An 11,697-nucleotide genomic window follows, 5' to 3' on the forward strand; every position below is an offset into this window, starting at 1 on the left:
GGGTGCCCCGTGCCGGGCGGGCACGGGGTGCACCGGGGTCAGCGCCCGCCGACCGGGCGGTATTCCCCGCCGGCGCTCCGTCATCGACCCGTCACCGGCCCGTCGTCGTCCCGCCGGGCCCGTCCGCGCGCCCGATAGGCTGGGGCCGTGACCCGCCCCACGCCTGCCCCCGAGGACCCGTCAGAGCACCCGTCCGAGCATCCCGCCGAGCCCCTCGCCGGCGACGTCGTCGCCTGGCCCGCGCCCGCGGCGCGGGGTCCGGTGCGCGGCACGGTGCGGCTGCCGGGCTCGAAGTCGTTGACGAACCGCCACCTGGTGCTCGCGGCCGTGGCCGACGGCCCGGTGACGCTGCGCGGCGCGCTCGTCTCGCGGGACTCGGCGCTGATGCGCGCGGCCCTGGAGTCGCTCGGCGCCCGGTTCGAGGACCTGCCCGACGGCGGCCTGCGGGTGCACCCCCTCCCCCTCGGGAAGCCGCTGGAAGGAGAGGTCGAGGTGGACTGCGGCCTGGCCGGCACGGTCATGCGGTTCGTGCCCTTCGTGGCGGCGCTGCGCCTCGGCCGGGTGCGCTTCGACGGCGACGCCGGCGCGCGGGTCCGCCCGATGGCCCCGGTGATCGACGCCCTGCGCCGGCTGGGCGTGACCGTCCACGAGGAGGGCGAGCCGGGCCTGCTCCCCTTCACCGTCCACACCCCGCCGGACGCCGCCACCGTGGCCGGTGGGCCCCGGGCGTCCGAGGACGGGGCCGCCGGGGCGCACTCCCCCGCGGCGCCGGTCCCCGAGGCGGCCGTGGACGCCGGCGCCTCCTCCCAGTTCCTCTCCGGCGCGCTGCTGGCCGCCGCGGCGATGCCCCGCGGCCTGCGGCTGCGGCACACCGGGGCCACCGTGCCCAGCCCCGAGCACGTGGGCATGACCGTGGCCGTCCTGCGCTCGCTCGGCGTGCGGGTGGAGCAGCCCGACGCGACGTCCTGGACCGTGGCGCCCGGCGGGATCGCCGCGCACGAGGCCGCGATCGAGCCCGACCTGTCCAACGCCGGCCCGTTCCTGGCCGCGGCCGCCGTCACCGGCGGCTCCGTGACGGTCCCGGACTGGCCGACCCGGACCACGCAGATCGGGGACCGGTGGCGGCGGATCCTGCCGGCGTTCGGCGCGAGCGTGGCCCTGACCGTGGACCGCACGGACCGCTCCCGGGCCGCCCTCACCGTGACCGGCGGGACCCGCCCGGACGGGACTCCCCTCGTGACCGGCGCGCGCGACGTCGCGGACACGGCCGAGCTCGCCCCCACGGTGGCGGCGCTCGCCCTCCTCGCGGAGGGGCCCACCCGCCTGACCGGCATCGGGCACCTGCGCGGGCACGAGACGGACCGGCTCGCCGCCCTCGCCGCCGAGTCCGCCCGCTTCGGCGTCGAGGTCGACGAGCAGGCGGACGCCCTCGGCTTCCCCGGCACGGACGCCTCGGGACCCCTGACGCCCGCCGTGGCGCAGACCTACCACGACCACCGGATGGCGACGTTCGCCGCCGTCGTCGGGCTGCGGGTGCCGGGCACCGCCGTGGTGGACGTGACCACCACCGCCAAGACCATGCCGGACTTCCCGGCGATGTGGACGTCCCTGGTGGCCCCGGCCGCCGGCGCAGACGAGGCGGGGGCGCTCTGATGGGCCGCCGCGTGGACCCCAGCGCGTGGGACGAGTCGGACGTACGGGTGCGCCCGTCCAAGCGGGGCACCCGGCCCCGCACCAAGGAGCGCCCCAAGCACGAGGACGCCGTCGTGGGCATGGTGACCACCGTGGACCGCGGCCGGTACACCGTGGTGCTGCCGGAGCGGTTGGACGAGCGGATCACCGCCATGCGGGCCCGCGAGCTGCGCCGCACGCCGATCGCCACGGGCGACCGCGTGGCCGTGGTGGGCGACCTCTCCGGCGACGAGGGCACCCTCGCGCGCGTGGTCCGCGTGGAGGAGCGCTCCACGGTGCTGCGCCGCTCGGCCGACGACTCGGACGAGGTGGAGCGCGTGGTGGTGGCCAACGCGGACCTGCTGGTCATCATGGTGGCCGCCGCCAACCCGGAGCCGCGCACCGGCTTCATCGACCGCGCCCTGGTGGCCTGCTACGACGCCGGCATCCACCCGGTGCTGCTCATCACCAAGACCGACCTGCGCGACCCCGCCGCCCTCGTGGCGCACTACGAGTCGCTCGACCTGGAGGTGATGACCTCCGGGGCCGCCGTGTTCGAGGCCGAGACCGGGGACACCGCCCTCGACGGGGCGCTCGTAGCCCGGGTGGCCGAGCGCCTCCAGGGGCACACGAGCGCGTTCGTCGGCCCGTCCGGCGTGGGCAAGTCCACCCTGCTCAACGCCCTCACCGGCGCCGAGCGGGCCACGGGGCACGTCAACGCCGTCACCGGCCGCGGCCGGCACACCTCCTCCTCGGCGCTCGCCCTGCCGCTCACGGACGACGACGGCGCCCCGCTGGCGGACACGTGGGTGGTGGACACCCCCGGCATCCGCTCGTTCGGGCTCGGCTGGGTGGACCCGGACCGGGTGGTGGAGGCGTTCGACGACCTCGCCGGCGGCCTCGCCGACTGCCCGCGCGGCTGCGCCCACACGGCCGACTCCCCCGGCTGCGGCCTGGACGGCTGGGTGGCCGCCGGCCACGCGGGGCCCTCCGGGGCCGCCCGCCTGGCCTCGCTGCGGCGCCTGCTGGGCAACCGGCTGGGCCCGGCCGGCGCGGAGGATTCCGCGTCGTCCGAGGACTGAGCCGGGCGCGCGGTATAGCGTGGGCGCCATGGAGCGACCTGAGAACCCTGCGAACCGCGGCCGCGACCTCACCGAGGACCTGCGGCTGGCCCACATGCTGGCGGACAACGTGGACTCGATCACGATGTCCCGGTTCAAGGCCCAGGACCTGGAGGTCAGCACCAAGCCGGACCTGACGCCCGTCACGGACGCGGACCGCGCCGCCGAGGAGTCCATCCGCTCCACCCTCTCCCGGGCCCGGGCGCGGGACGGGATCGTGGGCGAGGAGTTCGGCGGCTCCCTCAGCCGCTCCGGGCGCCAGTGGGTCGTGGACCCCATCGACGGCACCAAGAACTTCGTGCGCGGCGTGCCCGTGTGGGCCACGCTGATCGCGCTGCTCGTGGACGGCGAGCCCGTGGTGGGCGTCGTCTCCGCCCCCGCGCTGCACCGCCGCTGGTGGGCCGCCGCGGGCCAGGGCGCCTTCGCCGGCACCTCGCTCACCCGCGCCCAGCGGATCTCCGTCTCCGGAGTGGACGACGTGGCGGACGCCTCCCTGTCCTTCTCCTCGATCGAGGGCTGGCGCGAGCGCGGCGCGATCCGCGAGTTCCTGCAGCTCACCTCGGACGTGTGGCGGGTGCGCGGCTTCGGCGACTTCTGGTCCTACATGCTCGTCGCCGAGGGCGCCGTGGACGTCGCCGCCGAGCCCGAGCTGGAGCTGCACGACATGGCCGCGCTCGTGCCGATCGTGCGCGAGGCCGGCGGCCGCTTCACCTCGCTCGACGGCGAGGACGGCCCGTTCGGCGGCCACGCCCTGGCCACCAACGGCCTGCTGCACGAGGACGTCCTCGCGCGGCTGCGCCCGTCCGGCGGCGGCGAGGACTGATGCGCGCGCCGGGCGTGCGCGGCGCCGTCGCCCTCGGCGGTGCCGCCGGCGTGGTGGCCGGCAGCACGGCGATGGAACTGGTCGGCGTCGGCGGCCTCCTGGCCCTGGCGGGGCGGGACGGCGGGGTCGGGCTGGGCCCCGTGGCCGCGCTCGCCTTCGCCGCGCTCCCCCTGGCCGTGGTGAACGTGCTCGGCTCCTTCCTGCTCGGCCTGCTCCTGGCCCGCTCGCGGCACGCCGGCCTGGACCGGCGGCCGGCGCTCGTGGCCGGCCTGGGCACCGGCTTCCTGGGCTCCTTCACCACCATCGCGACGGCGGCGGCCGTGTTCCTCCTGACGCCCCTGGAGGCCGGCTGGTCCGCGATCGCCGCGTCCTCCGGGGTGGGCGGGTTCCTGTCCGCGACGGCCGGCCTGCTCCTGCCGCCCCTGGCACTGCTGGCGCTCGTGGCCGCGCTCTCGACGGCGGCCGCGGTCCTGGGCCTGCGGCTCGGCGGCGCGCCCGCCCGCGGCGCTGACGCCGAGGCCCGGGTCGACGGGGTGGCCTCTGACGGCACGGCGGCGGGCGGGGTGCCGGCATGAGCCCGGCGCTGATGGGGGCGTCCCCGTGGGAGTGGGTCCTCGGCCTCGCCGTGCTGGCCGCCGGCGGCGCCCTGGGCGCCCTGCTGCGCCTGACGCTGCAGGAGCACCTGCCCCGCCGGGGCGTGCTTGCGGCGAACACCCTCGCCGCCGGCGTGCTCGGCTTCAGCCTCGCCCTGGCCCTGCCGTCCCTGGTCTACGCGAGCGGCCTCGCCGGGGACCCGCTCGGCGCCGCGGGCCTGCTCGTGGCGAGCCTGACCGCCGGGTTCTGCCTCGCGCTGGGGACGTGGTCCACGGTGGCCGGGCAGGCGGCGGACGCGGTCCTGGCCGGCCGCTGGGGCGCGGCGGGCCGGATCTGGGCCGCGCACCTCGGGCTCGGCCTGCTCGCCGCCGCGGCGGGATGGGGCCTGGGGCTCGGCGCCCGCCTGCTGCTGGCCTGAGGCCCCCCGGGCACGACGAAGGCCCCGGGACGTGACGTCCCGGGGCCTTCGCAGGTGGTGAGTGGAGCCGGCGGGAATTGAACCCGCGTCCGATGAGGTGTTGCCAGGTCTTCTCCGGGCGCAGTCTGCTATGGGTGTTGCTCGGCCCTGTCCGTCCCGCAGACGGGCGGACAACCCGGGCCCAGTCGGATTGATGTCGGCATCACGACCCCCGACAAGGGTGATGCCCAGTGGCTATCTAGATGACGCCAGGGTCCGGGACGACAGCATTCCCGGGCTGACGGACTCGATCACTGATCAGGCAGCGAGAGCGAAGTCAGTGCGCTTGGATTCGGCACTTATTGGTTTGCAGAGAGCGTTTGACGAGATGACTCTGCATCCTCGGCCCGCTTCTCCCGACGCGACACACACCGTCGAAACCGATCGGCCCCTTGGGGGCGACTCCTCTATGAGGTTGTCAATCACCACTGCAGGCGAGGGGCGCGCGGCCCGCCGGTCCTGAAACCGGCCCTGCGAGAGATACAACGTAGCACACCCGGTCCGCATTCCCCACGGGCATTCTCCGCGGTCGCCAGGGGCCGCGGAGACCCTGTTCCGGGGCGGGGGCGGGGGCGGGCCTCAGGCGACGCCGGCGCGGCGGTTGCGGATCCGCATGGCGCGCTGGGCCTCGCGGTTGTCCTGCTGCTCGCGCAGCTTGTGGCGCTTGTCGTACTCGCGGTTGCCGCGGGCGACGCCGATCTCCACCTTCACGCGCCCGTTCAGGAAGTACAGGGACAGCGGGACGATGGTCAGGCCCGGGTCCTGGATCTGGCGGGAGATCTTGGTGAGCTCGGCGCGGTGCAGCAGCAGCTTGCGTCGCCGGCGGGCGGCGTGGTTGGTCCAGGAGCCGTTGAGGTACTCCGGGATGTACACCTGCTCGAGCCACAGCTCGTCCCGGTAGAACACGGCGAACCCGTCCACCAGGGAGGCCTTGCCCTCGCGCAGGGACTTCACCTCGGTGCCCGTCAGCACGAGGCCGGCCTCGTAGACGTCGAGGATCGTGTAGTCGTGCCGGGCCTTCTTGTTGTTGGCGATCACCTGGCGCTCACCCGGGGCCGGCTGCTTGACGGCCTTGCCCTTGCTGTTCTTGCCCATGGTCTCGCTCCTCTCATGCCACGGCAGACGGCCGCGCCCGGAATCGGGCGCGGCCGTCCACTCTACCGGGTCAGTCCAGCTCGGCGCCGGTGAGGTCGCGGACCTGCTCCTCGGAGACGCCGGGGGCGGTCTCCACGAGCCGCAGGCGCGGCTGCTCGGGGGTGCCGACGACGTCGATCACGGCCAGGTCCGTGATGATGCGGTCCACCACGGCGCGGCCGGTCAGCGGCAGCGTGCACTGGTCCACGATCTTGGGGGTGCCGTCCTTGGAGACGTGGTCCATCATCACGATCACGCGGCCGGCGCCGTGCACGAGGTCCATGGCGCCGCCCATGCCCTTGACCATCTTGCCGGGCACCATCCAGTTGGCGAGGTCGCCGGCGGAGGAGACCTCCATGCCGCCCAGGACGGCGACGTCGATCTTGCCGCCGCGGATCATGCCGAAGCTCAGCGCGGAGTCGAAGAAGGACGCCCCGGGGTTCACGGTGACGGTCTCCTTGCCCGCGTTGATCAGGTCCGGGTCCACCTCGTCCTCGGCGGGGTACGGCCCGGTGCCGAGGATGCCGTTCTCGGACTGCAGCACCACGCTGCGCCCGGCCGGGATGTGATTGGGGATCAGGGTGGGCATGCCGATGCCGAGGTTGACGTAGGCGCCGTCCGGCAGCTCCTGGGCCGCGCGGGCGGCCATCTGGTCCCGGCTCAGGCCCTCGGGCCGCTCGGTGCTCTGCTCGCTCATCAGGACTCCTCCCCCGCCGCGCGGACGGTGCGCTTCTCGATCCGCTTCTCGATGTCCGTGCCGACCTCCACGATCCGGTGGACGAACACGCCGGGCAGGTGCACCTCGTCCGGGTCGATCTCCCCGGGCTCGACGAGCTCCTCCACCTGGGCGATGCACACCCGTCCGGCCATGGCCGCGGGCGGGCCGAACTGGCGGGTGGCCTTGCGGAACACGAGGTTGCCGTGCCGGTCGCCCTTCCACGCGTGCACCAGGGAGACGTCCGTGACGATGGACTGCTCGAGCACGTAGGTCTGCTCCTCGGCGGGGGCCTGGCTCACGTAGCCCTCGCCGAGCACGAACGTGTCCGTGGGCTTGGCGGCGGAGGACTTCACCACGTTGCCCTCGGCGTCGTAGCGCATGGGCAGGCCGCCCTCGGCCACCTGGGTCCCGACGCCGGAGCGCGTGTAGAACGCGGGGATGCCGGCGCCGCCGGCGCGCAGCTTCTCCGCCAGGGTGCCCTGCGGGACGAGCTCCACCTCGAGCTCGCCCTCGAGGTACTGGCGGGCGAACTCCTTGTTCTCCCCCACGTAGGAGGAGGTCATCTTGCGGATGCGGCCGGCCCCGAGCAGGATGCCCAGGCCCCAGCCGTCCACGCCGCAGTTGTTGGAGACCACGGACAGGTCCGCGGCGCCCTGCTCGAGGAGGGCCTCGATGAGCTGGATGGGGTTGCCGGAGAGGCCGAACCCGCCGACGGCCAGGGACGCGCCGTCCGGCACGTCCGCCACCGCCTCGGCCGGGGTGGCCACGGTCTTGTCGAGCGCCATCGCTGGGGCTCCCTTCGTCTCGGTGGTGTCAGGTTCTCTCGCCGGCCCGGGGCGGGCCGGCGGGGTGCTCAGGTGGCGGCCCAGCCGCCGTCGAGGGAGTAGGACGAGCCGGTGGCCACGGCCGCCGCGTCGGAGGCGAGCCACACCGCGAGCGTGGCCACCTCCTCGGGCTCGGCCAGGCGCTTGACGGCCGAGTGGGCCAGGAACACCTGGTCCAGGACCTCCTCCTCCGAGATCCCCCGGCTGGCGGCCTGGTCCGCCACCTGCTTGTCCACGAGCGGGGTGCGCACGTAGCCGGGGTTGATGCAGTTGGCGGTGACGCCGTGGGGCCCGCCCTCGAGGGCCGTCACCTTGGTCAGCCCCTGGAGGCCGTGCTTGGCGGCCACGTAGGCGCTCTTGAACGGGGAGGCCACGAGTCCGTGCGCCGAGGAGAGGTTGATGATCCGGCCGAAGCCGCGCTCGTACATGCCCGGCAGCACGGCGCGGGTGAGCAGGAACGGGGCCTCGAGCATGAGGCGGTGGATCAGGCGCCAGTCCTCCGGGACGAACTCCTCCACGGGGTTGATGCGCTGGATGCCCGCGTTGTTCACGAGGATGTCCGTGTCCAGGGACAGGTCCTCGAGCGCGGCCACGTCGGAGAGGTCGGCGGCCCAGACGTCGCCGCCGACCTCCTCGGCCACGGCGCGCGCGGTGGCCTCGTCGCGATCGGCCACGGTGACCGTGGCCCCGGCCCCCGCGAACGCGCGGGCGATCGCGGCGCCGATGCCGGAGGCGCCGCCGGTGACGACGGCGCGGCGGCCGTCCAGGCTGAGTGTCGTTCCTGCCATGGTGCTGTGCTCCTCGTCAGGGGTGGGGTCGGGGGTCGAAGGCGGAGGGTCCGCCGGCGCCCCGCGGGGGCGGGACGCCGGCGGACGTCAGCGGAAGAGGATCAGGGCCTCGCCCTGTCCGCCGCCGCCGCACAGGGAGACGGCCGCGCGGCCGCCGTCGCGGCGGTCCAGCTCGAGGGCCGCGTGCAGGGCCAGGCGGGCGCCCGAGGCGCCGATCGGGTGGCCCAGGGCGATGGCGCCGCCGTGGACGTTGGTCTTCTCCAGCGGGTAGTCGAGGTCGCGCAGGGACTGCACGGCCACGGCGCCGAAGGCCTCGTTGATCTCGATGAAGTCGAGGTCCGCCACCTCCCAGCCCTGCTTGGCCACGGCCGCCTTGATGGCGTCCGAAGGCTGGGAGTGCAGCTGGGAGCTGTCCGGGCCGGCGGTCTGGCCGGGGGCGCCCACGGCCGCCAGGATCGTCAGCCCCTTCTCCTCGGCGTACGCGCGGGAGGTCACCACGAGCGCGGCCGCGCCGTCGGAGAGCGGGGAGGAGTTGCCGGCGGTGATGGTGCCGTCCTTCGCGAACGCCGGGCGCAGGCCGCCGAGGGACTCCGCGGTGGTGTCCGGGCGTACGCCCTCGTCCTGGGAGACGACCAGCGGCTCGCCCTTGCGCTGCGGGATCTCGACCGGGGCGATCTCGCCGTCGAACACGCCCTCGGCCTGGGCCTGGGCGGCCCGCTGGTGCGAGGACGCCGCCACCTCGTCCTGCTGCTCGCGGGAGATGGTGCGCTCCCCGTTGCCGGACTCGGTCAGCTCGCCCATGGCCTCGTGGCTCAGGGAGTCTGTCAGGCCATCCCAGGCCACGGAGTCCAGGAGGGTGGAGGGGCCGTACTTGAAGCCCTTGCGGGCCCCGGGCAGCAGGTGCGGCGCGTTGGTCATGGACTCCTGGCCGCCGGCCACCACCACGGAGGCCTCCCCCAGGCGGATGAGCCGGGCGGCGTCGATCATGGCGGTGAGGCCGGAGAGGCACACCTTGTTGATCGTCATGGCGGGCACGCTCCACGGGATGCCCGCGGCGAGGGCGGACTGGCGGGCCGGGTTCTGCCCGGCGCCGGCCTGGACCACCTGGCCCATGTAGACCATGTCCACGTCCTCGCCGGCCACGCCCGCGCGCTCGAGGGCGTGGCGGATGGCGTGCGCGCCCAGGTCCACGGCGCTGCTGCCGGCCTGCTGGGAGAGCAGGCGGGTGAACGGCGTGCGGGCGCCGCCCACGATCACGGCGTCGGTGGGCTGGGGCTGGGGCAGCTGCGCGGTCATGGGGGTCCTCCTGGGATCCGGGATTCGGTTCATGGCGATTCACTCAGTCGAAGTCTATGGTCCGGGTCACACCCGGGGCCACCGGCCCCGGGCGCGACCCGCACCGGTCAGGCCAGGCCCATCAGGGACACGGCCGCGACCAGGGCGGCCACCACGAGCACCGGGATCGCCAGGGTCACGGCGAACACGTCCTTGTAGGACTGGCGATGCGTGAGGCCGCAGACGATCAGCAGGGTCACGACGGCGCCGGAGTGCGGCAGCGTATCGATGCCGCCGGCGGCCATCGCGGTGAGGCGGTGCATGATCTCCAGGCTCGTGCCCTCGGCCTCGGCCATCTGGCGCAGCTGCGGGCCGAGCGCGTTCAGGGCGATGGTCATGCCGCCCGAGGACGAGCCCGTGATGCCGGCCGTGGCCGAGGTGGCGATCACCGAGGTCGTGAGCGCGTTCGTGCCCAGGTTCATGACGCCGTCGCGGATCACCGCGAACGCGGCCACCGAGGCGACGACGGCGCCGTAGCCGACCTCCGAGCCCACCGAGAAGATCGGCAGCATGGACTGGCGGGTGCCCTCGTACATGGCCTGCTTGAGGTCTTCGAAGCGCTTGAGGTGCAGCGCGATGATCAGCATGATCGCCACGGTGATGGCGGTGGTCACGGCCCAGATGCCGGCGCGCGAGGAGTACGCGATGCCGCCGTAGGTCTCCTGCTGCAGGAAGGACCAGTCCATCGCCGGGAAGATCACGAGCGTGCAGAGGAAGTTCACGCCGATCACGGTGAGCAGCGGCAGGAAGGGCAGCACGCGGCCGGTCGGCTGCATGCGCGCCTCCACGCCGATGCCGCCGCCGGCGGAGGCGTGCCCGGCCGGGGTGTCGTTGCGGGCGTCCGAGAAGGACTCCCCCGCCGCCACGAGGCGACGGCGCCGCGTCTCGAGCCAGGCCATGCCGAGGCCGAAGATCATCAGGGCGCCGACCGTGCCGACCACCGGTGCCGCGTACGGGCCGGTGTCGAAGAACTGACCGGGGATGATGTTCTGCACCTGCGGCGAGCCCGGCAGGGCGGTCATGGTGAACGTGAAGATGCCCAGGGCGATGGTGCCGGGGATCAGGCGGCGCGGGATGTCGCCCACGCGGAACAGCTCACGGGCGATCGGGTAGATCACGAACGCCACCACGAACAAGCTGATGCCGCCGTAGGTCATGAGGGCGGACGTGATCACCGTGGCGGCGATCGCCGAGCGGGTGCCGATCCACCCGGTGACGGTGCGGGCGATCGACTCGGCGAAGCCCGTGACGGTCATGAGCAGGCCGAAGATCGCGCCGGTGAGGAACAGCGGGAAGAAGCTGCCCACATAGTTCGCCATGGCCGGCATGAACACCTCGGTGTACGCCGGGAGGATGGGCGCGCCCGAGAACAGCAGGGCGACCACGGAGGCGATCGGGGCGGCGAGGATCACCGGCATGCCGCGGTAGGCGAGCGTGATGAGGGTGACCAGGGACAGGATGATGCCCAGGATTCCGAGGAGCATGGGGGTCCTTCGGGACGGGGGCCCGGGGGCGGGCCCGCGGACGGCGGGATGACGCTCCCGTCACGACGCCGCGCGCCGCCTCGGGAGGCCTCCAGCCTGGCCCACCGCCTGTGGCGGGCGCCACAGTGGGAACGTCAATCCGGGCGGTCCCCCGTTGTGGGATCCCACAACGGACGGGCGGCGAGCACCCACCGCAGCTCCACGATCGTGTCCGCCGCGTGCGGGTCGTGGCCCGTCAGGTCCCGGTAGCGCCGTAGCCGGTGGCGCAGCGTGTTCTCGTGCACCGGGATGGACGCGGCCGCCGCCGAGGCGGAGAGCCCGTGGTCCAGGTAGGCCTGGAGCGCCTCCAGGATCGGGGCGGCGAAGTCCCCGGCCTCGCGCAGCGGCTCCAGGTGCCGGGCCACCAGCAGGTCCGTGGTCTGCGGGCTCTCGGTGACGGCCGCCCGCCAGCCCAGGCGCTCCCGGTCCACGACGCCGGTCAGGCCGGTGGCCTCGGCGGCCTCCAGCACCTGGCCGGCGGCGCGGAACGAGTCCGTCAGGGCCTCCAGCGGCGCGGGCTCCCCCAGCGCGAGCACGGTGACGTGCCCGGCGAGGCACGCCTCGCCGCGGGTGGCCGCCGGGCCGGGCCAGGACGCGGCGGGGCCGATCTCGGGGACCGCCAGGCCCACCACGTCGTGGCCGCGCGGGGCGGTGAGCAGGCGCAGGCCCCGCTCCCGGGACCACGCGTGCAGCGGGCCCTTATACACAT

General features: G+C 74.5%; 12 protein-coding genes and 1 other RNA gene. 5 read left to right on the plus strand and 8 right to left on the minus strand.

All coding sequences use genetic code 11. From position 1 onward, the window contains the following. Window positions 1–147 precede the first annotated feature (147 nt). Genes NWP10_RS03195 through NWP10_RS03215 form a run of 5 tightly spaced genes read left to right on the plus strand, consistent with a single transcriptional unit; the run spans window position 148 to window position 4,627 of the window. On the plus strand, window positions 148–1,653 hold the full coding sequence (locus NWP10_RS03195) for a 3-phosphoshikimate 1-carboxyvinyltransferase (protein WP_258299870.1): 1,506 nt from the start codon (window positions 148–150) through the stop codon (window positions 1,651–1,653). Then, window positions 1,653–2,753 carry a ribosome small subunit-dependent GTPase A gene (gene rsgA / locus NWP10_RS03200; RefSeq protein ID WP_258299871.1) on the plus strand — a complete coding sequence of 367 codons (1,101 nt, stop codon included), beginning with the start codon at window positions 1,653–1,655 and terminating at the stop codon, window positions 2,751–2,753. Before NWP10_RS03195 ends, rsgA begins: the two co-directional genes overlap by 1 nt. A 28-nt stretch (window positions 2,754–2,781) precedes the next feature. After that, the gene (gene hisN, locus NWP10_RS03205; RefSeq protein WP_258299872.1) at window positions 2,782–3,615 is read left to right on the plus strand and encodes a histidinol-phosphatase; all 834 of its coding nucleotides are present in this window, start codon (window positions 2,782–2,784) and stop codon (window positions 3,613–3,615) included. Continuing rightward, a complete protein-coding gene (locus NWP10_RS03210) occupies window positions 3,615–4,190 on the plus strand; it encodes a CrcB family protein (protein WP_258299873.1) in 576 nt (191 codons plus the stop codon). The genes hisN and NWP10_RS03210 overlap by 1 nt, the downstream gene beginning before the upstream one ends. Beyond that, window positions 4,187–4,627: a CrcB family protein gene (locus tag NWP10_RS03215; protein WP_258299874.1), complete on the plus strand. Its 441-nt coding sequence runs from the start codon at window positions 4,187–4,189 to the stop codon at window positions 4,625–4,627. The genes NWP10_RS03210 and NWP10_RS03215 overlap by 4 nt, the downstream gene beginning before the upstream one ends. A gap of 59 nt (window positions 4,628–4,686) precedes the next feature. Here NWP10_RS03215 and ssrA read toward each other — a convergent pair. The 8 genes from ssrA to NWP10_RS03255 form a co-directional block, all read right to left on the minus strand. Continuing rightward, window positions 4,687–5,058: a transfer-messenger RNA gene (gene ssrA / locus NWP10_RS03220) on the minus strand. 187 nt (window positions 5,059–5,245) lie between these two features. Then, window positions 5,246–5,761: an SsrA-binding protein SmpB gene (gene smpB, locus NWP10_RS03225; protein WP_258299875.1), complete on the minus strand. Its 516-nt coding sequence runs from the start codon at window positions 5,759–5,761 to the stop codon at window positions 5,246–5,248. A 70-nt stretch (window positions 5,762–5,831) separates the two neighbouring features. After that, window positions 5,832–6,497 (minus strand): CoA transferase subunit B, encoded by a 666-nt coding sequence (locus NWP10_RS03230; RefSeq protein WP_258299877.1) that lies wholly within the window; start codon window positions 6,495–6,497, stop codon window positions 5,832–5,834. Continuing rightward, window positions 6,497–7,303, minus strand: a complete 807-nt coding sequence (locus NWP10_RS03235) for a CoA transferase subunit A (RefSeq protein WP_258299878.1) — start codon at window positions 7,301–7,303, stop codon at window positions 6,497–6,499. Before NWP10_RS03235 ends, NWP10_RS03230 begins: the two co-directional genes overlap by 1 nt. 68 nt (window positions 7,304–7,371) lie before the next feature. Continuing rightward, window positions 7,372–8,130 (minus strand): 3-hydroxybutyrate dehydrogenase, encoded by a 759-nt coding sequence (locus tag NWP10_RS03240; RefSeq protein ID WP_258299879.1) that lies wholly within the window; start codon window positions 8,128–8,130, stop codon window positions 7,372–7,374. Between the two features lie 87 nt (window positions 8,131–8,217). Further along, the gene (locus tag NWP10_RS03245) at window positions 8,218–9,426 is read right to left on the minus strand and encodes an acetyl-CoA C-acetyltransferase (RefSeq protein WP_258299880.1); all 1,209 of its coding nucleotides are present in this window, start codon (window positions 9,424–9,426) and stop codon (window positions 8,218–8,220) included. Window positions 9,427–9,533: 107 nt separating this feature from the next. Continuing rightward, a complete protein-coding gene (locus tag NWP10_RS03250) occupies window positions 9,534–10,949 on the minus strand; it encodes a GntP family permease (protein ID WP_258299881.1) in 1,416 nt (471 codons plus the stop codon). A 134-nt stretch (window positions 10,950–11,083) separates the two neighbouring features. Next, on the minus strand, window positions 11,084–11,697 hold a 614-nt coding region (locus NWP10_RS03255; RefSeq protein ID WP_258299882.1), incomplete at its 5' end, for a helix-turn-helix domain-containing protein.

The sequence above is a fragment of the Micrococcus sp. HG099 genome (assembly GCF_024723355.1).
Classification (GTDB): domain Bacteria; phylum Actinomycetota; class Actinomycetes; order Actinomycetales; family Micrococcaceae; genus Micrococcus; species Micrococcus endophyticus.